General features: G+C 64.8%; 19 protein-coding genes, 1 tRNA gene and 1 pseudogene. 7 read left to right on the top strand and 14 right to left on the bottom strand.

The annotated features are described in order from the left end of the window. The 6 genes and pseudogenes from M3I56_RS38465 to M3I56_RS38490 form a co-directional block, all read right to left on the bottom strand. Window positions 1-198: pseudogene (locus tag M3I56_RS38465) on the bottom strand (IS256 family transposase); the annotation flags it as partial. 109 nt (window positions 199-307) lie between these two features. Continuing rightward, window positions 308-383 (bottom strand) — tRNA-Ala (locus M3I56_RS38470). Window positions 384-450: 67 nt separating this feature from the next. Next, the gene (locus M3I56_RS38475) at window positions 451-798 is read right to left on the bottom strand and encodes a c-type cytochrome (RefSeq protein WP_254358402.1); all 348 of its coding nucleotides are present in this window, start codon (window positions 796-798) and stop codon (window positions 451-453) included. After that, window positions 798-1,565 (bottom strand): BON domain-containing protein, encoded by a 768-nt coding sequence (locus M3I56_RS38480; protein ID WP_375541870.1) that lies wholly within the window; start codon window positions 1,563-1,565, stop codon window positions 798-800. The genes M3I56_RS38475 and M3I56_RS38480 overlap by 1 nt, the downstream gene beginning before the upstream one ends. A gap of 43 nt (window positions 1,566-1,608) precedes the next feature. Continuing rightward, window positions 1,609-2,196, bottom strand: a complete 588-nt coding sequence (locus M3I56_RS38485; protein ID WP_028203145.1) for a phosphoheptose isomerase — start codon at window positions 2,194-2,196, stop codon at window positions 1,609-1,611. 113 nt (window positions 2,197-2,309) lie between these two features. Continuing rightward, window positions 2,310-2,837, bottom strand: coding sequence for a YraN family protein (locus M3I56_RS38490; protein ID WP_254358390.1), 528 nt, complete (start codon window positions 2,835-2,837; stop codon window positions 2,310-2,312). Here M3I56_RS38490 and rsmI point away from each other — a divergent pair. Further along, on the top strand, window positions 2,836-3,738 hold the full coding sequence (gene rsmI, locus M3I56_RS38495) for a 16S rRNA (cytidine(1402)-2'-O)-methyltransferase (RefSeq protein ID WP_254358391.1): 903 nt from the start codon (window positions 2,836-2,838) through the stop codon (window positions 3,736-3,738). The two genes, M3I56_RS38490 and rsmI, sit on opposite strands and share 2 nt — an antisense overlap. Before the next feature lie 149 nt (window positions 3,739-3,887). Here rsmI and M3I56_RS38500 read toward each other — a convergent pair whose 3' ends face one another. Continuing rightward, the gene (locus M3I56_RS38500; RefSeq protein ID WP_254358392.1) at window positions 3,888-4,487 is read right to left on the bottom strand and encodes a septal ring lytic transglycosylase RlpA family protein; all 600 of its coding nucleotides are present in this window, start codon (window positions 4,485-4,487) and stop codon (window positions 3,888-3,890) included. A 768-nt stretch (window positions 4,488-5,255) separates the two neighbouring features. Between M3I56_RS38500 and M3I56_RS38505 the strand changes: the two genes are divergently transcribed. The 3 genes from M3I56_RS38505 (at window position 5,256) to M3I56_RS38515 (ending at window position 7,095) form a co-directional block, all read left to right on the top strand. After that, entirely contained in the window at window positions 5,256-5,900 is a 645-nt protein-coding gene (locus M3I56_RS38505) for an MBL fold metallo-hydrolase (RefSeq protein WP_028203149.1), read from the top strand. A 14-nt stretch (window positions 5,901-5,914) separates the two neighbouring features. Next, a complete protein-coding gene (locus tag M3I56_RS38510) occupies window positions 5,915-6,547 on the top strand; it encodes an exonuclease (protein ID WP_254358393.1) in 633 nt (210 codons plus the stop codon). A gap of 77 nt (window positions 6,548-6,624) precedes the next feature. Continuing rightward, window positions 6,625-7,095 (top strand): Lrp/AsnC family transcriptional regulator, encoded by a 471-nt coding sequence (locus M3I56_RS38515; RefSeq protein ID WP_174479506.1) that lies wholly within the window; start codon window positions 6,625-6,627, stop codon window positions 7,093-7,095. A gap of 59 nt (window positions 7,096-7,154) precedes the next feature. Here the strand turns inward: M3I56_RS38515 and M3I56_RS38520 are convergent, their stop codons facing one another. The 3 genes from M3I56_RS38520 to M3I56_RS38530 all read right to left on the bottom strand — a co-directional run bounded on the left by M3I56_RS38520 (window position 7,155) and on the right by M3I56_RS38530 (window position 10,030). Beyond that, window positions 7,155-8,336 carry a cation diffusion facilitator family transporter gene (locus M3I56_RS38520; protein WP_254358394.1) on the bottom strand — a complete coding sequence of 394 codons (1,182 nt, stop codon included), beginning with the start codon at window positions 8,334-8,336 and terminating at the stop codon, window positions 7,155-7,157. A 294-nt stretch (window positions 8,337-8,630) separates the two neighbouring features. Beyond that, a complete protein-coding gene (locus tag M3I56_RS38525; protein ID WP_028203151.1) occupies window positions 8,631-8,939 on the bottom strand; it encodes an H-NS family nucleoid-associated regulatory protein in 309 nt (102 codons plus the stop codon). Window positions 8,940-9,352: 413 nt separating this feature from the next. Continuing rightward, window positions 9,353-10,030, bottom strand: coding sequence for a HugZ family protein (locus M3I56_RS38530; protein WP_254358395.1), 678 nt, complete (start codon window positions 10,028-10,030; stop codon window positions 9,353-9,355). Window positions 10,031-10,281: 251 nt separating this feature from the next. Between M3I56_RS38530 and M3I56_RS38535 the strand changes: the two genes are divergently transcribed. Then, window positions 10,282-11,400, top strand: coding sequence for an MFS transporter (locus tag M3I56_RS38535; RefSeq protein ID WP_375541871.1), 1,119 nt, complete (start codon window positions 10,282-10,284; stop codon window positions 11,398-11,400). 112 nt (window positions 11,401-11,512) lie between these two features. Here M3I56_RS38535 and M3I56_RS38540 read toward each other — a convergent pair whose 3' ends face one another. Further along, window positions 11,513-12,658 carry a branched-chain amino acid ABC transporter substrate-binding protein gene (locus M3I56_RS38540; protein ID WP_028203154.1) on the bottom strand — a complete coding sequence of 382 codons (1,146 nt, stop codon included), beginning with the start codon at window positions 12,656-12,658 and terminating at the stop codon, window positions 11,513-11,515. A 1,075-nt stretch (window positions 12,659-13,733) separates the two neighbouring features. Here M3I56_RS38540 and M3I56_RS38545 point away from each other — a divergent pair. Together M3I56_RS38545 and M3I56_RS38550 are read left to right on the top strand one after the other, a co-directional pair. Then, the gene (locus tag M3I56_RS38545; protein ID WP_254358397.1) at window positions 13,734-14,432 is read left to right on the top strand and encodes a dienelactone hydrolase family protein; all 699 of its coding nucleotides are present in this window, start codon (window positions 13,734-13,736) and stop codon (window positions 14,430-14,432) included. Between the two features lie 178 nt (window positions 14,433-14,610). Then, window positions 14,611-16,125, top strand: coding sequence for an amidase (locus M3I56_RS38550; RefSeq protein WP_254358398.1), 1,515 nt, complete (start codon window positions 14,611-14,613; stop codon window positions 16,123-16,125). Window positions 16,126-16,218: 93 nt separating this feature from the next. On the opposite strand, the gene M3I56_RS38555 is transcribed toward M3I56_RS38550, so the two are convergent. The 3 genes from M3I56_RS38555 to M3I56_RS38565 all read right to left on the bottom strand — a co-directional run bounded on the left by M3I56_RS38555 (window position 16,219) and on the right by M3I56_RS38565 (window position 18,383). Continuing rightward, the gene (locus M3I56_RS38555; RefSeq protein WP_254358399.1) at window positions 16,219-16,530 is read right to left on the bottom strand and encodes a high-potential iron-sulfur protein; all 312 of its coding nucleotides are present in this window, start codon (window positions 16,528-16,530) and stop codon (window positions 16,219-16,221) included. A gap of 206 nt (window positions 16,531-16,736) precedes the next feature. Next, window positions 16,737-17,843, bottom strand: coding sequence for an NAD(P)/FAD-dependent oxidoreductase (locus tag M3I56_RS38560; RefSeq protein ID WP_254358400.1), 1,107 nt, complete (start codon window positions 17,841-17,843; stop codon window positions 16,737-16,739). Window positions 17,844-18,074: 231 nt separating this feature from the next. Then, the gene (locus M3I56_RS38565; protein ID WP_254358401.1) at window positions 18,075-18,383 is read right to left on the bottom strand and encodes a DUF4148 domain-containing protein; all 309 of its coding nucleotides are present in this window, start codon (window positions 18,381-18,383) and stop codon (window positions 18,075-18,077) included. Window positions 18,384-18,929 lie beyond the last annotated feature (546 nt).

Here is an 18,929-nt window from a genome sequence, read left to right on the forward strand (position 1 = left end):
CAGATGCATGTTCATTTCGGCGCCCATCGCGCGTTCGATGATTGCCTTGTTGAACGCGAGCATCAGATCCTGAACCTCGGCGGGCGTCATCGGTCCCTTGACCAGCTCGTCAAGCAGCCCTTCAGGCAGGGCAGGCAGCGGCCCGCGGGCCGCTGCCTGCGAAGCGACGGTGCGTTTCTTCTTCATTGGCATATCCATGATTTTTACCTCTCATGATATGCCCCGCCCACAAAATGGCGGATAGGTCCAGAAAGCAAAACAACGCACTACATCGCTAGACGTAGTGCGTTGTTTTTAAACGAATTCTTGGTGGAGCGGATGAGGATCGAACTCACGACCTTCGCATTGCGAACGCGACGCTCTCCCAGCTGAGCTACCGCCCCAACGAATCACCGATTCTACACACACAAAATCCGCTTTGCCAAGCGTCAAATTTGACCCCAAGCAAAACTACTTCGAAGGCGCCCCAGCGAGCACCCACGTCACAACAGAATGGATATCGCCGGCGCTCATTCCCGGGTGCGACGGCATAGGAATAGCGCCCCACACGCCCGAACCACCGTCCCGCACCTTCTTCTCCAGCTTGGCCTGGGCCCCGGCATCGCCCTTGTACTTCGTGGCGACATCCTTAAACGAAGGCCCAACAAGCTTGCGATCGACCGCATGGCATCCCATGCAAGCATTAGCCTGAGCGACCTTCATCCCATCCGCCACAGCAGCAAAAGCCGGCGAAGCGATCCCAAATCCAGCCCCAGCAACCACAACCGCCGCAACAACCCCACCAATAAACCGAAGCATCACAAAGCCCCCGTATTCCCCGGCCGCGTAGCCGAAGAATTAGTCACGGGCGCGGGCGCCTGGTGCTCAATAGGCTGCGAGGTCACGCCCGCATCCGGCACCGCGCCCACCGTCGGCGCATCGGCAGCAGGCGCCGCCGCCGGTGCACTGGGCGCAGCCGCCGTCGCCACCGCCGCCTGTTGCGGGTCGATGTACTGGTAGCACTTCACCACCTGCGCCACGCCCATCACCCCGGCAGTCGCGTTGGCGGCGATACTGCCTTCGTCCGGCGTAACAAGCCCCATCAGATAGATCGTGCCGCGCTCGCTCACCACCTTGAAGTTGTTCGCGGAGATGTCCTTATAGGCAATCAGCTCCCCCTTCACGCGTCCTTCGAGGTACGAGTCGTTCGCGCGCGAGGAGAACGAGCTGGCCGGCTGCACCGCCAGCTCGTTGACGATCGATGCGACGTTCGTCACGGCTCGCACGATGCTCTCCGCCTTCTGCTTCGAGGCGTCGTCGGGCACTTCACCCGTGAGCAGCACGCGCTGGTTGAACACGGCCACGTTCACGTGCGCCGTATCGGGCAGTTGCTTGCCGAGATCGGCCAGCGCCTTCACCTGGATCTCGCGGTCTTCGGTTTGCGATCCCACCGTGCGGCGGTCGGTTGCCACCAGCGCTGTGCCGCCCGCCGCGCCCGCCAGCGCCAGGAAGCAGCCCTGCAAGCTTGCGCAGAGCGAGGCTGCGAAGCCGATCGTCAGCGTGGTCCGTGCCAGCGCGCGCGTCATGCCGTATCTGCTCATCAACTTCCCCTCTCTTCGTCTTACGGTGTCAGTCTTCGCCCAGCAGCATCGCGTCGATGCCGTCGCACAGGCAGTGGAGTGTTAACAGATGCACTTCCTGAATACGCGCCGTCCGGTCGCCCGGCACGCACAGCTGGATATCGGTATCGGCGAGCACGCCGTTCACGTCGCCGCCGCCCTTGCCGGTCAGCGCGATCACGACCATTTCGCGTTCGTGCGCTTCCTGGATGGCGGCCAGCACGTTCACCGAATTGCCCGAGGTCGTAATGGCAAGCAGCACGTCGCCGGGCTGGCCAAGCGCGCGCACCTGCTTCGCGAATACCTGTTCGTACGCGTAGTCGTTGGCAACGGCGGTGAGCACCGAGGCGTCGGTGGTCAGCGCGAGCGCGGGCAGGCCCGGGCGTTCGCGCTCGAACCGGCCGATCAGTTCGGCGGCGAGTTGCTGGGCGTTGGCGGCGGATCCGCCATTGCCGCATGCGAGGATCTTGTTGCTGTTCGCGAGCGCGGCGAACATCGTATCGACCGCGGCGGCAATCGGGACCGCCAGGGTTTCCATGGTCGCGAGCGTAATGGCTGCGCTATCGCGGAAGTGCTGTTGAATGCGTTCGACGGACATCGACTCTCTAATCTGTACTGCGGGTATCGCAAAATTTCCGCGTGGTGCGGCGTGCCGCAAGTTTAGCGCACTCGAGGGCATTCATTTTCACCCTTCTTTTATTAGCCTCTGTTTTAGCTCTCGTGTGCTTCCGGTTGAAACGCGTCGCGCAGCCACACGAGCCGGCCGCTCTCGAACGCGATCACATCGAAGCGGCACGCGGGCGGCGTTCGCGCCTGCGTGTGAGCTTCGCCGTCCGCACCGGCGCCGCGCCACGTCGCGAGAAAGTAGCGCGCCGCCCGCAGCACGCGCTGCTGTTTGCGCCATCCCACGCTAGCCGCCGCGCCGCCGAATTCCTGCCGTGCGCGGGCGCGCACTTCCACGAATACCAGCGTGCCGTCGCGCTCGCGCATCACGAGATCGAGTTCGCCGCCGCGGCAATTCACGTTGCGCGCGACCAGCGCCAGGCGCTCGCGACGCAAAAACGCCAGTGCGTGCGCTTCGAAACGCGCGCCTGTCGCGCGGCGTTTGGCATTCGACTGCGCTCGCGCGCAAAAGTTGTCTGCGCGTGCGCGTTCGTTCGCGCCGCTTCCCTCGGGTGCGCTCGCGCCCGCGTGGCACAATGGCGGCCTCTTTACCTGCATTCGCGCGTTGCGTGTCATGACGTCCCTCTCGTCCCCCTTCGAACTCGCACAGGCCCAGCAGTATCCGGCCGCCACGCTGTACGTCGTGGCCACGCCCATCGGCAATGTCGCCGACATCACCTTGCGCGCGCTGCACGTGCTCGGCCTCGTCGATCGCATCGCCGCCGAAGACACGCGCAACACCGGCCAGCTCCTCGCGCGCTACGGTATTTCGAAGCCGCTCGTCGCCGTGCACGAGCACAACGAGCGCGAGGCGGCGCAGCGCGTGATCGAGTTTCTGCGCGCGGGCGAGCGCGTGGCCTGCGTGTCCGACGCGGGCACGCCGGGCATTTCCGATCCGGGCGCGAAGCTCGTGGATGCCGTGCGCGCCGCCGGCCTGAACGTCGTGCCGCTGCCCGGCGCAAGCGCGCTCGCAACGGCGCTCTCCGCCGCCGGGGACTGGGTCTCGACCTTCACGTTCCTCGGTTTTCTGCCGCCCAAGCCGAAGCAACGCGCAACCGCATTGCAGCCGCTCGCCGTGCATACGCACGCGATGGTGTTTTACGAAGCCCCGCATCGCATCGTCGAAACCGTGCAGTCGCTCGCCGATGCGTTCGGTCCCACGCGCCGCCTCCTCATCGCCCGCGAATTGACGAAGCTACACGAGTCGCTCTGGAGCGGCACCCTGGCCGAAGCGCCAACGTGGCTCGCAGCGGATGCGAACCGTCAGCGCGGCGAGTTCGTGCTGGTGGTGGAGGGCGCGAGCGAGCAAGCAGATGGCGAAGCCGATCACGACGCGCTCTTGCGCGTGCTGCTTCAGGAAGTGCCGTTGAAAGGCGCGGCGAAGATCGCGGCGGCGCTCACGGGCGCGTCGCGCAATGCGCTCTACGCGCGGGCGCTGGAATTGAAGGGTGAAGGCGAGGAAGAAGAGAACGACTGAGTCGCCAGCCGAAGCCGTCAAAAGCACGAGCCAGAAAACCGAAGGGCCGCCCAAAAAAGGCGGCCCTTCGCGCATGCATCCGACTGTGCCGAGCGCTTCAGCTTTGGGCGCGTCGCGGCGCACTCAGCGCCACGCCCAAACGAAAGCGCTTAGTGATCGATGTTCGAGTTCGCGGCAACCATCTCCGCTTGCGCGACCTTCGCTTCCTGGCGCGAGAGGCCTTCGATGTTCACCTTCGCCGTACCAGCGTGCTGCACGCCAAGGATCTTGGCGGCGGCATAGGAGAGGTCGAGCACGCGGCCACGCGCGTACGGGCCTCGGTCGTTGATCTTCACCACCACCCACTTCGACGTGCTGGGCACGCTCACGCGCACATACGAGCCGAGCGGCAGCGTGCGGTGCGCAGCCGTGAGCGCCTGCATGTTGAAGCGCTCGCCGCTTGCGGTGCGGCGGCCGTGGAACGCGCGGCCATACCACGAGGCGCGGCCGGTCTGGTGGAACGAGTGGACGTCCGCGCCGTTCTCGTCGATCGCCTCGGCGTTTGCGAGCGAGCTGTCCTTCGCGGTGCCCGATGCGGGCAGCGCAGCGAGCGCGGAGCCGTAGCCCTGCGGCGCGGTGAATGCGGCGTCCTTCGTGCGAAGGGCGTCGCTGGCCGCCTGGTCCTGTGGGCCAGGCGGCATGGCGCAACCGGCCAGAATGGACACGGCTGCGAGACTCCCGAGTCGTCGTCGAGTCAGTCTAAGGTTCATAACATTGCCATCACGTTTTCGAAGCCCGTCCCGCGCCATGTGTGCGCGTTGTCGGAAAGGCTTCGGCGGTCGCAGGCATGGCTTCGCCATCGCTCGCCTGGAATGAAAAAGGCGAACGCGTGCCAATGCCCGGATGCAGCCCTATTAAGCCGCTAACCGCTAGTTATCTTTCACGTCTGGCGCAACCTGTCCCCGGCAGCCTGACCAGACCCCACATGCCGCCATCGAACGATGAAACTCGTTCAGGCGCGCCGGAAACTCTCGGCGCACAGGAACGGCGGCGTAGGCCCCACCCAGCGTCACGGCATGTAGGCCGTTGCAGGCGCGTGGCACCTGGCTGGGCAAGACGTGCGGCGTCGAACGGATCGACACCTGATTTGCCATCTTGTAAGGCAGCCTCTTTCGGCCAGCCTTCAACGACAGCACTGCTTGACGGCGATGTATGCGACCTCTTTTTTTACGAAGGTCACATCGCCCTTTGAAAGCACGAATTCCGTGCGTGATGGGTCGCATTATACCCAAAAGTTATTCCTGTCACGGCTCTGCCCCACAAACCTCCATGATTTTTCACTATTGGCGTAACAAAGCCGTTCGTCTTGCGCCGCCGCATCCCTTGTCAGACAAGGGATTTCGGCCGACGCGAGCAGCGTCGGCGGCACTTCCTGCACCCCGGTACAATCGATCTTTTGGCTGGGGTCGCCGGCGCGCACCGTCGCTTTCGAATCGTTGCTGCGCCCGCCCCGCGAGACCCGAACCTACGATCCCCGCATGAAAGTCACGCTGATTCCTGTCACGCCGTTCCAGCAAAACTGCTCGCTGCTCGTCGATGAAACGACGAACCGCGCCGCCGTCGTCGATCCGGGCGGCGACCTCGAACGCATCGAAGCCGAGATCGAGCGTCAGGGCGTGCAGCTGGAAAAGGTGCTGCTCACCCATGGCCACCTCGACCACTGCGCCGGCGCGAAGGCGCTCGCCACGAAGTTCGGCGTGCCGATCGAAGGCCCGCAGGAAGACGAGCGCTTCTGGATCGACCAGTTGCCGCAGCAGAGCGTGCGCTTCGGCTTCGGCCACGCCGAAGCGTTCGAGCCCACGCGCTGGCTTCACGACGGCGACACGGTGCGCTTTGGCAGCGAGGAACTCGAGGTCTATCACTGCCCCGGGCACACGCCGGGCCACGTGATCTTCTTCAGCCGCAAGCACCGGGTCGCCACGGTCGGCGACGTGCTGTTCGCGGGTTCGATCGGCCGCACGGACTTTCCGCGCGGCAATCATGCGGACCTGATCCGTTCGATCCGCGAAAAGCTCTGGCCGCTGGGCGACGACATCACGTTCGTGCCGGGCCATGGCCCGGTTTCGACATTCGGCGAAGAGCGCCGCTCCAACCCCTACGTCGCAGATGGCGTACCTGGATGAGAGTGAAAAGTACGATGAATCAAGCCGCTATTGAGGAGATATACGTCAGCACCGACGTCGAGGCCGATGGTCCCATTCCCGGCCCGCATTCGATGCTGAGTTTCGCTTCGGCGGCGTACACCGCCGACAAGCGTTTGATCGCCACGTTCTCGGCCAATCTCGAGATGCTCGAAGGCGCGGCGCCGCATCCGGTGCAGGCCGCCTGGTGGGAGACGCAGCCCGAAGCCTGGGCCGCGTGCCGCAAGGATCTGCAAGACCCGGCGGCGGCGCTCGTCGCCTATGTCGAATGGGTCGAGGCGCTGCCCGGCAAGCCGGTGTTCGTGGCAATGCCGGCGGGCTTCGATTTCACCTTCATGTTCTGGTACATGATGCGCTTTGCCGGGCGTTGCCCGTTCTCGTGGTCGGCGCTCGACATCAAGACGCTCGCCTTCGCGATGACGGGCCTGCCGTACCGCAAGTGCATCAAGCCGCGCTTTCCGAAGCACTGGTTCGACGATCATCCGCACACGCACGTCGCCCTTGACGACGCGATCGAGCAAGGCGCCCTCTTCTGCAACATGCTGGCCGACTTGCGCGCGCAGCAAGCCGCGCTCGCCGCTGATGGGGACGAGTCAGGGCAAAACGCCGCGAGCACTCCGGCAAATTAGGTAATCTCCCTCATCACTCGCGCTTCACATTGCGTTCTGTTCTCCTGGCCTCTAACATTCAGGAATACAGCGACGCAATGGAGGCGCAGTTGACACTCGATACGTTCTCTCAGAAGATCCTGCGCCTGCTGCAGCTCGACGCGCGCCGTTCGGTGCAGGAAATCTCCGACCAGGTGGGGCTCTCCAGCACCCCTTGCTGGCGCCGCATCAAGGACATGGAACAGTCGGGCGTGATCCAGCGCTACACGGCGCTGCTCGATCGCGAAAAGCTTGGCCTGCACGTCTGCGCACTCGCGCATATCCATCTCACGCGCCACACCGAAGGCGGCGTCGAAGCCTTCGAACGCGAGATCGCCACCTGCCCCGAAGTCACCGAGTGTTACAGCACCACGGGCGAATCGGACTACATCCTCAAGATCGTAGCGCCCGACATCAAGGCCTACGACGCCTTCCTGCACGAACGCATCTTCCGCATTCCCGCGGTGGCGCAGGTGCGCACGAGCGTCGTGCTGAGGGAAATCAAGTTCGATACGCAATTGCCGCTGTGAAGCCAGCATAGCGCGGCGGCTTCTCTGCCGCGCAGTGCGTTCCTGCTGCGTGGCGCGGTTCAATGTGCCTCACGCGGTTTGTCGTGCACGGCCAGCGCGCCATGCGCATCGAGCGGCTGCATGACGTCGAGCTTGCTCGCGCCGAGGCGGGCACGCAGCGCTTCCAGGTCCACCGAGGCCACGCGGCGCGCGTCGTCCGCCGCGGCCAGCACCACCTGAATCTCCAGCCCGGTACTCAAGTAGTGCAGCGTGATGGCTTCGACATGCACGTCATGCTCCGCCAGCGCGTTTCGCAGGCGCTCCGCCACATCGTCGCGTGCAGGCAGGTTGGCTACGGAGCGCACGTGCATGTCGTCTTCGGGATCGACGTGAATCAGCGCGTCGAGCACGCGTGAATCGGTGAGCAGGCGAGCGCGCGCCGTCTCCGCGATGTAGTGCCCTTCCGAAACCGAAATCAGCGGATCGACGAGGATGTGCGCATCCACGAGCGCGAGGTCGCCGGTCTTGCGTGTGCGCATCTCGTGCACGTCGAGCACGCCCGGCGTGTCCATCAGCAGCGCGCGCAGGTCCGCGGCGGCGGCTTCGTCGAGCGCGCGGTCGGAGAGGTCCTGCAGCGCGTCCCAGCCGAACACCCAGCCCATGCGCGCGACCATGAAACCGACAATGGCCGCCGCGATCGGATCGAGCAGCCGCACGCCCGCGAGGCTGCCCACGATGCCGATCGCCACGACGAGCGACGACGCCGCGTCCGAGCGTGCATGCCATGCATTGGCGATCAGCATGGCCGAGCGCACGCGCTGCGCCTCGCGCAGCATGTAGCGAAACAGCCCTTCCTTGGAAACCAGCACGAGGAGCGCCACGACCAGTGCGCTCACGTGCAGCGCCGGAATATCGCCGAGATTCATGATGCGCGTGCCGGCGCGCACCAGCATGCCGACGCCCACCGCAATCAATAATGCGCCGAGGAATAACGACGCGACCGTCTCGTAACGGCTGTGGCCGTAGTTATGATCGGCGTCCGGCTTTGCGCCGCTATGCCGGTTGGCCAGCAGCACGACGAAGTCGGAAACGATATCCGCCAGTGAATGCACGCCATCGGCGATCAACGCCTGCGAATGCGCAAGCACGCCGATGACGATTTGCAGCACCACCAGCACACTATTGACGGCAACGCTGACCCACGTCGTGCGGCGCGCGACCTCGTGTTTATCCGATAACGGTGGGGCGGAGGAAGAAGTCATGCGCGGCGGGAGAGCAAATTAGGGAATAACCGCGATTGTAGCGACTGTGTGCGTCGATTTTATGGATAGCCCTAAAAATCTCTTTTAAATCAGATGCCTACAATACCAGGAAGCATTCGCATTCATGCCACGGACACGGCTCGACCCAATCGCGCGTGGCGCAGAAAATCAAAAAGCCGCGCGTCCCCGGACTGCGCGGCTTCTTGTTTTCGAGAATCGGGAGATACCTCGCCCGACTCCGCTCCTGCTTTCACTCATGCGCAGCGCGTTCAAACGCGCCGCTGACAAGTTGATTTACTTCTGGATCAGAAAACGATCGCGGTCTTGACCGGCGATCCAGCGCGGCGGCTTGCCGCGGCCCGACCAGGTGCTGCCGCTGTCGGGATCGCGGTATTTCGGCGCGACGCTCGCACGCGAACGGCTGGCTGCCTTCGCGGCTTTGGCGCTGGCGCGGCCGCCACCGAGTTCTGCCAGGGTAATGCCGTAGTCGGACATTTTCTGCTTGATTTCGTCGAGGACCTCGGCATATTCGCGAGCCTTCGCCTCTTCAATCTGCTTTTCCAGCTTTTCTCGCTGAGCGAGGAGTTCCTTGTAGGAAGACATAGGTGCCCTTGTGGTTTGATCTTAATCGCTACTGATCTCGCGCCAGTATGCCGATTGATAGATGCGTGCCTCGGAAATCGGTGGCGAGATTAACACAAATTTGAATGTCGGGATGCGTGTAAGCAATAAAAATAATTAAAGCCAGATTTCCAATCCGCCGCCTTCCTGCAAGCGTCTAACTCATTGTCATTTCGTGCAAATCGGTATTTTTACTAAATCGTGCTTTTGCCAGATAAATCCACATCTCATAATTAGCAGCGGATGAAAATTAAATGCGTTGAAATACGTCAAACATTTCATCGGATGACAACTTTGCGCCAATCAACGGGGACAGAAACCGGTTGCTGCGAAGCAGCATGAGGCGACACGCTATATAGAACGGCGGATAACGCCCGCATGGGCAGAAAATCCCGTCATTGCGTATGGCGCTCAATGCAGTCTGCTAGCACCGCATGCAAGGATTGCAAACCTGGCTGCGGCGCATCGAAAACGAAGCGCGTGCGGGCGCCGTCGATCACGAGATCGGCGCCGTAGCGATCCACGCCCGCGAGATCCAGTCCGGCGCGGCGCGCGGCGTGCGTTTCGAAAAAGCGGATCAGCGTGGTTTCTTCGGTGGGAGCGAGCGGCGCCAGCGTGTCGAGGTCGGCGCCGTCCATCCAGCCCATCGCGCCAAAGCCGCCGATATAGCGCAGCCGCTCGACGTGCATGACCCAGAAGGTGAAGTCGCCGAGTGAGAGATAACGCTCGGCGTCCGGGTGATAGCGCACGTAGCGCCGCGCCAGCGCCTCGTTCGCTTCGTGGTCGGCCGCCTCGACCGGTTCGAAGCGGCCGAGCAGCGTGGCGCGCGGGGCGTTCAGCACGTCGGCGTCGCTTGCGTGCGCGACGAGAAAGCCCGCGCGCGGGTCGTCGAGCAGATTGCGCGTGTGCTCGGCCAGGCGGCTCACCAGTATCACCGGACGGTGCCGCGCGTCGGGCGCGAACGGCAGCAGCGTGGGATACGGGAAACCGCGCGGCTCGCGCGAGTGCGTCGCGAGCGTGCCGGTGGGCGCCTGGTGCAGCAGATGCAGCGGGGCGTGAGCGGGAATCTTCAAGGGCGCGTCCTCGAGCGATGGATCCTCCCGATATTAGAGCAGCTGGCTCGGCAAACGCGCTCCAACAGGCCAGTCGCACCTTCGTTAGAATCATCGTTTGCTTTCAGGCGCCTTCCTGGTCCCTTCTCTTCCCTCTGCCCGGAATTCCCGTGTCCGACCGACCGACCGTTCCCGCCCTCGCCGTTGCGAGCCCAGCCGCCCATCATCGCGCGCTCCCCGCCGCCACGCGCCATCGCGCGCGCATCGCGACCATGGCGCTCTTTTTCGTCGCCGGCATGATGTACGCGTCGTGGGGCGTGCACGTGCCCACCGTGCGCGACAAGTTCCATCTGAGCCCGGCGCTGCTCTCCTACGCGCTCTTCGCTGTAGCGGGCGGCTCGATCGCCGCAATGACGACCATCGGCGGCTGGATCGCGCGCGTGGGGTCGCGCCGCGCCTGCCTCGCCGGCGGCCTGACGATGTCCGTGTGCGGCGCGCTGATCCTGGTGGTCCCTTATTACTGGATGCTGATCGTCGTGCTCGCCTTTTTCGGCGTGGGCATGGCCACGCTCGACGTCGCCATGAATGCCGAAGCGAGCGCTGTGGAAGAAGCCGTCGCCAAGCCGATCATGTCGGGGCTGCACGGCATGTTCAGCCTGGGCGGCATGGCGGGCGCGGCGATTGGCGGCGCGCTGCTCGCGCGCGGCATGGCGCCGGCGCTGCATCTCTTTCTCGCGTCGGCGCTGGCGGCGCTCGTGCTGTTCGTCTCGTGCCCGGCGGTCCTGCCGCACGTGCCGCACGCCACGCACGGCGAGCACGCGAAAACCGGCAACCGCTGGCGCACGCCCGCACTCTGGGCGCTCGGCGCCATCGCGCTCATCGCCCTGATCGCCGAAGGCGCGATGTACGACTGGGCCACGGTCTACATGCGCGACGTGGTGCTCTCCACGCCTGCGCTCGCCAGCGCGGCGTACGCGGCGTTCTCGGGCGGCATGGCCGCGGCGCGCTTCGCCGGCGACGCCGTGCGTGCGCGCTTTGGCGCGCCGCAGCTCGTGATGGCGAGCGCCTCGCTCGCGTGCGCTGGCATGATCGGCGCACTGCTGCTGCCGTACTCGTTCACCGCGCTCACGGGCTTCACGCTGATGGGCCTCGGCCTCGCCAACATGATGCCGGTGCTGTTCGCGGCCGCCGCGCGCGTGAAAGGCATCCACGCAGCCGAAGGGCTCGCGCACGTCGCGGGCATCGCCTATTTCGGCTTGCTGTTCGGGCCGGTGGTGATCGGCGGCATCACCCAGGTGACCAACCTCACAGTCGGGCTTGCCGTGGTGGCGTTGTGCGCGGCGCTCGTGGCGTTTGCGGGGCCGAAGGTGTTGCGGCGGTTGGGCATCTAAAAGCGCATCGATTACTGCGTCGCTCGCAACCTCAAACAAAAAAAGCCCGCAGGCCCAGTTCTAAACTGAGCCGCGGGCTTTTCCAATCGCGTGAGCGAAATCGCTAAGCGATTTACATCTTCACGACGTCGAGCAGCGACTTCTTGCCCGACTTGTAGTTGTACAGCGAAATCACGCCGTGCTTGAGGTCGCCCTTCGAATCGAAGGTCGTCTCGCCAATCACGCCCTTGTAGTCCGTCGTCGGCATTTCGGCGAGGATCTTTGCCGGATCCGTCGAGTTCGCACGCTTCATTGCATCGACGATGATGTACACAGCGTCATACGTGAACGGTGCGTAGATCTGGATCGGCTGGCCGAAGCGCTTCTCGAACTTGGTTTCGAATTCCTTGCCGCCCGGCATCTTTTCGAGCGCCATGCCCGCTTCCGAACACACGATGTTGTCGGTCGCGTCGCCGGCGAGGTCGGCCAGCTTGTCGGTACAGACGCCGTCACCCGCGAGCACCTTCGCGCGCAGGCCAAGCTGCTTGGCTTGCTTGGCGAACGGGCCGCCAGTGGCATCCATGCCGCCGTACATGATCGCGTCGGGGTTTTCGCCCTTGATCTTCGTCAGAATGGCGCGGAAGTCCACGGCCTTGTCGTTCGTCGCGTCATGCGACAGCACGTTCATGCCGAGCGACTTGGCGGTCTTCTCGAATTCGTTCGCGAGACCCTGGCCATAAGCCGTCGAGTCGTCGACCACGGCAACGGTCTTGACCTTCAGGTTCTTGGCCGCGTAGTTCGCGAGCGCCGGGCCCTGCTGGGCGTCGGTCGCCACGACACGGTAGGTCGTCTTGAAGCCTTGTTGCGTGTAGGCCGGGTTCGTGGCCGACGGCGAGATCTGCAGGATGCCTGCATCGCTGTAGATCTTCGACGCCGGGATCGACGTGCCCGAGTTCAGGTGGCCGACGACGGCAACGACCTTGTCGTCGACGAGCTTCTGCGCGACCTGGGTGGCCGTGCGCGGGTCAGCTGCGTCGTCTTGTGCGTCGAGCACGAGCGTGACCTTCTGGCCGCCGATCACGAGGCCCTTCGCGTTGATCTCTTCGACTGCGAGACGTGCGCCGTTTTCGTTGTCTTTACCGAGGTGCGCAATCCCACCCGTGAGCGGCGCGACGTGGCCAATCTTGACCGTAACGTCTGCGCTCGCTGCCGTTGCGAACGACGCGAACATAATGGCCGCAGCGCTGATCGGCAACAGCTTGTGAAGCTTGATAGTCATGTAAGTCTCCAGTTTCGAACCCAAAAGCTACGTAATCGCCCAGTGCTCCCGCGCCCCGAACGTGTCGCTCCCCGTGCGGACGACCACGCAGGATGCATCCTTGATGCACCTGGCCAGCATGGCGAATGGCCCGTTCATGGCGGGCCGCCCATCCATACTTGCGCGCAAGTGTAGGTGATCAAATTAATTTGGGGGACTTTTTTCAGATATTGGTGCGAGTACCAATATGCGTGCTGCAAGAACTGTTCGAAACCCTGATCAATTGGCCGAAAGCCTTATGTAATAAGGCATCCCGACTTTGGATCCAATTACTGGGATATTCCCTGAGGGGTCCCGAGCGAATCGTTTTTGAGTTTATTTGACGGGAGTTATTGGTGTGTTAGCGCAGGCGTTCCGGGAATACACCAGGACGCGTCGCGACGATATGAAAATCCCTCGCATTCGCGATAACGTTTGCGAGTCGCGCGGGCGTCGAGCGCGCGCTTTTTTGCGCGTGCCGGTTCAAGTAAGCATTCGATTAATTTCGGATGCCGATGCGTTGCAGACTCGCATCTCACGCGGCCAGGTGCCTCACGCGTCGTGACTGAGTTGGCCGGGTAGTTGGCCGGGTAGTTGGCTGAGTAGTTTGCTGAGAAGCGCGCGCCATTCGGCATCGAGCGCCGCGACGATTTGCGCTGCGCCGAGACGAGCGCGGGTGTCGTCGGGCCGCCCGCCATCGGCCCCTGCACGAGCGGCAGGCGCAAACCGAAGCGGCGGCTGAACGGCGTGGAAAGGTCGGGCGAAGTGCCCAATGCGGGAGCAGAACTCATAAGGCGATCCTTATATGGCTGAATGAGCGATGACGGTACAAATCGCTACCGACTCTAGCCAAAGCCCTCGTGCCCGAAAAATGAATAATCGAGATCATTACGATCCGCTTGCGAGAACGAGTTTTCGGTGGCGTGCGCTGCAGAGAGTCAAGGGCCTATGGCAAACTGGCTCCCCGATTTCGCGACGCGTCGCGGGCAGTGTGCGAGCCGCCTGCCAGCCCACTGCGGCGCGTCGCATGACTCCTTGATGAAGACGGAGAAACAACATGAGCGTTTCGACCCAATGGATCGACATTCCCGCCGGCAATGATAGCTTCGGCGCGTACCTCGCGCTGCCCAAGGGCGGCAAGGGTCCGGGCATCGTCATCCTGCAGGAGATCTTCGGCGTGAACGGGCACATCCGCGACGTCGTCGAGCAATACGCGCTCGACGGCTACGTGGCGATCGCCCCCGACGTGTTCTGGCGCGCGGCCCCGCGCGTCGAGCTCGACTACGTGGGCGCGGACCGCGATCGCGGCATCGCGCTGATGCAGAAGACCGACGTCAACCTCGTGGTCGAGGACATCGCCGCGACGGCGGCCGCGCTGCGCGCGCTGCCCGAGTGCACGGGCAAGGTCGCGGCGATCGGCTACTGCTTCGGCGGCCGTCTTGCCTACCTGGCGGCCGCCGGCGGCTCGGTGGACGCAGCGGTGTCCTACTACGGCGGCGGCATCCAGAATCAGCTCGATCTCGCCGACAAGGTCACCAAGCCGATTCTCTTCCACTACGCCGAACTCGATCACGGCATTCCGCTTTCGGCGGTGGGCCAGGTCAAGGAGCGCTTCGCGGGCCGCCCGAACGCCGAGTTCCACCTGTATCCGAACGCCGATCACGGCTTCAACTGCTCGGTGCGCGCCTCGTACAACCAGCATGCTTCGGCGCTCGCGCACGGCCGCACGCTGAGCTTCCTCGCCGAGCATCTGTAATACCCTGGTATCGCGGGCGGCGGCACTTGTTGCGTCGACGCCCGGCTGTCGTTGCGCACGCCTTGATGCATCGATGCGCGCGCAACGACAAACCCAGCGGGCGCGCCGCCCGCTTACACTCCTTGCGTAGCCCGTATCGCTTAAGCCCGCCCCAACCCGACGACGAGGAGTGCGCGCCTTGCAGTCCGACTATCTGGAATACGACGCCATCGGCCTCGCCGATCTCGTGCGACGCCGCGAAGTGAGCGCGCGCGAGCTGCTCGACACCGCCATCGCCCGCGCGGAAGCCACCAATCCCGCGATCAACGCCATCGTCCTCAAGGACTATGAAGCGGCGCGCGAGCGAGCGCTGCGCATCGAGGCGTCCGGCAACGGCGTGAACGCGCTGAGCGAAGGGCCGCTCGCGGGCGTGCCATTTCTCGTCAAGGATCTCGGCGCGGCGGTGGCCGGGCTGCGCATGACGCTTGGCAGCCGCCATTACCGCCACTACATTCCCACCACCGACGCACCCGTGGTCGCGCGCTTTCGCGCCGCGGGCCTGAACATCTTCGGCAAGACGAGCGCCTCGGAACTCGGGCAGATGCCCTACACCGAACCGGAGCTGTTCGGCCCCTGCCGCAACCCGTGGAACCTCGATCACACGCCCGGCGGCTCGAGCGGCGGCGCGGCCGCCTCGGTCGCGGCGGGCATCGTGCCGCTCGCACATGCGTCCGACGGCGGCGGGTCGATCCGCATCCCGGCGTCGTGCTGCGGACTCTTCGGCTTCAAGCCGTCGCGCGCGTTCCAGCCGGCGTCCGACGTGCCGCCGCCGCCCGGCGCGCTCGGCGTCGATCTCGCGGTATCGCGCAGCGTGCGTGACAGCGCGCTGATGCTCGACCTGATCGCCGGCGATCCCGCGCTGCCTGCCGGCGCGCCCGGCACCTTCCTCGCCGCCGCGCGCGCGCCGCTCGACGGGTCGAGGCCGCTCGCCATCGCGCTGTTGACCGAGCCGATGTTCGCGGACACGCTCTCGCCCGAAGTGCGCAGCGCGCTCGACGACGCCGCCGAACTGCTCACGTCGCTCGGCCACCGCGTGGAGCCGTATTCGCTGCCCGTGAACTACGCGCAGGCGCGCGAAGCCTTCCTCATGCTGTGGTCGGTGGTGGCCGAACAGTACGTGCTGCACGCGGACGACATCACCGGCACGAAGCCGCGCCGCCAGGAATTCGAGATCGCAACCTGGGCCATGGCGCACATCGGCCAGAAGCTCGGCGAGCGCGAGCTGCCCGCGGCGCTCGACGTGCAGCAGCGCATCACGGCGCAACTCGCCGACCTGATGAAGCGCTACGACGTGCTGCTGTGCCCGACGCTCGCGGCGCCGCCGGTGAAAATCGGCGAACTGAAGCCTAGCCAGAGCGAGCGCATCCAGATGCGCGCGGTCACGGCCATGCCGGTGGAAGTGCTGATGAGAAAGCTGCTGACCGAAGCCTCGAACAAGGCGTTCGCGTGGGCGGGCTGCACGGAGCTTTTCAACCTGACGGGCCAGCCGTCGATGTCGGTGCCGCTCGCGTGGAACGCTCGTGGGCTGCCGATCGGCGTTCAGTTCGCCGCACGCGAGGGCAACGACGCATTGTTGCTGCGCCTCGCGGCGCAACTGGAGGCGGCGCGCCCGTGGTTCAACCGTCGGCCGCCTTTGCTGCAGGCGCGGCTCTAGCGCGCCTGCGCTTTCATGAACGACGTGCGCGGGCAGCCAGGCGCGTGGGGTCTACGTACTGGGGTCTACGTACTGCGCGCCCGCGCCGTTTGATCACGCCTTCTTGTTATAGGCGCTGCACCAGCCCTTGCCCGCGACCTGCTTGCCGCCGAACATCGGGCACGGCGCGAACGCGTCGGTGGCCTTGCCCTGGTAGAACGTGCAGTTGCTGCAGTCCTGGCCGGGGGCGTACTTCGCGAACTTGGCCTTGTCGACCTTGGTCGCGTCGAGCTTGTAGCCGAGCGCCTGGGAGGTGGGATCGGATTCGGCAGCCTTAGGCGCGTCGGCGAAGGCCTGGCGCGAAAGCGCGAGCGTCGAAGCGACGCCGATGCTCGTGATCAGAAAGCTGCGGCGGGACGATTTCATGTGACTCACTCCAGTATTGTGGCGATTCGTTCGCTGGGTTTTCGCGCGGCGCCTTGGTGTGGCGCGCGCCGCGCATGCCTCTGAGCCGCTCTGGTGGCGGCGTCGCGAAGAAGCTTAACAACGAAGCAAGCCCCGGTGACGCTGCAATGCCGGAGATAAGTGAGCGGCATGATGCCGCTTAAGCGGAAGAACGGCCCAAAACCGGATCAATCGAACGAAGCCATCTCGCACACGCGCTGCGCGATCGCGAGCGAAGCCGTGAGCCCCGGCGACTCGATGCCGAACAGGTTCACGAGGCCGCGCACGCCGTGCGATGCCGCGCCCTGGATCATGAAGTCGGCGGCGGGTTCGCCCGGCCCGGAGAGCTTCGGGCGGATGCCCGCGTAGGCCGGCTGCAGCGCGCCGTCGGGCAGGGCGGGCCAGTAGGTGCGGATCTGCGCGTAGAAGGAATCGGCGCGGCGGGGATCGACGTCGTAATCGACCGCATCGATCCATTCGACGTCGGGGCCGAAGCGCGCCTGGCCGCCCAGATCGAGCGTGAGATGCACGCCGAGGCCCGCGTCGTTGGGCATCGGGTAGATGAGACGCGAGAACGGCACGCGACCCGAAACGCTGAAGTAATTGCCGCGCGCCAGATAGAACGGCGGCACGTGCCGCGCGTCGAGCCCGCGAATGCGCCTGGCGAGCTTCGTCGCGTACAGGCCCGCGCTATTGATGACGCAGGCGGCGCGGAGGTCGATCGGCGCGCCGCCGCCCGTTCGCACCGTGAAGCCGCTGCCCAGCGCATCGATCGACTCGACCGGCGACTTCAGCGCGATCACGGCGCCGTCGCGCTCGGCGTCGCCTTGCAGCGCGAGCATGAGCTGATGGCTGTCGACGATGCCGGTTTGCGGCGAGTACACGGCCGCGACGCATTCGAGCGCCGGTTCGAGCGCGAGCGCCTCGCTCCCGCTGATGCGCGTGAGGTCGAACACGCCGTTTTCCTTGCCGCGCGCGCGAATCGCCTCGAGTTGCGGAATCTGGTTCGCCGCCGTCGCGACGAGCAGCTTGCCACAGCGCGCGTGCGTGACGTTGCGCGACGCGCAGTACTCGTAGAGCATTTCGCGCCCGCGCACGCACAACGTGGCCTTGAGCGAGCCGCGCGGGTAGTAGAGCCCGGCGTGAATGACCTCGCTATTGCGCGAACTGGTGCTGGTGCCGATGGCCTCGGCGGCTTCGAGCACGATCACCTCGCGCCCGCGCGCGGCAAGCGCCCGCGCTACGGCGAGGCCGACCACGCCCGCACCGATCACCACGCATTCGATCTGGTCCATGTCCCTGCGTTCCGCCTTCGCAGCGCCGGCAGGCAAGCCAGCCGCACCGCGATCCTCTCTGCCATGGGGTCGGCAGCGCACCTGGCGCGCTGCCGCATGACAAAAATTGTACGCCGCCCGGCGGGGAGGCTACGCCAGACTCTCGCAAGGAAAGCGCGGAAGGAAACAGAGAAGGGGTGTCGCCGCGCTGCGCGGCCCGCTTTTCAAGCGAGGCGCGCACCCGCCAAAGCGTCAGTTGGCGACGTTGCGAGCGTGGAAGAAGCCCGTGACCTGCTCGCGAGGCGCGGTATAGCCACCCATCGCGTATTGCTGCGGATAAGCCGGCGAATTCGGGTCCAGACTCAGTTCGCCGTGAGCACGGGCGCTGGCCAGCTCGGCCTTCACTTCGGCGCGCGTTTTCGGGGCGTTCGTGGCCACCGCCGCGACGGAAAGCGATTGAACCGCCGGCGTCGCCGTATCGCCGCCCGCGAATGCGGGCGCAGTAACAAAGGCGGTGGCGGCGCTGACCAGCAGGGCGGCAAGCGTAACGGACTGCTTCATGGCGATGCTCCTTCGAGGCGGTACCCGGCAAGCTTTGCAACCCATGCTGGCCAGCCGGCGGAATCCAGACAACGTGTCGGACACGTGGGAGCCAGTGTAAACACGGGCTATCGAAAAACCATCCCGATAAGCAACAAGTCAGCGTTGCAGCCACGACAACAATTCGCTTCAAATCACCCCAATTGATTTATGGTTGTTGCGCTTCAATAACCAATCATTCGGCGCGCGATGGTTGAAGCGCCCCTGCCGCGTCCCCATGTTTCATGAACCGCTGCGGTCCGGCGTTTGCGAACCCGGTATAGGATCGATGGTCAGAACGTACCCGCCCCCGCCGTCGCGTTGCCGACACTGTCGCCTCGCGCGGCGCCGTGCACGGAGCCACCCATATGAAGTTGTGGAAACATTGCCTTGCCCTGCTGCTCTGCGCCGCCCTCGCGGGAACGAGCGTGTGCGCGCTGGCGCAGGGAACCGCGCAGCCGGCTTATACGACGCCTTCGGAACCCCCCATTCTGCCGGGCGCGCAAGCGCCGACGGAGCCCCCGCCAC

This window comes from Paraburkholderia sp. CNPSo 3281 (assembly GCF_024206515.1).
Taxonomy (GTDB): Bacteria; Pseudomonadota; Gammaproteobacteria; order Burkholderiales; family Burkholderiaceae; genus Paraburkholderia; species Paraburkholderia nodosa.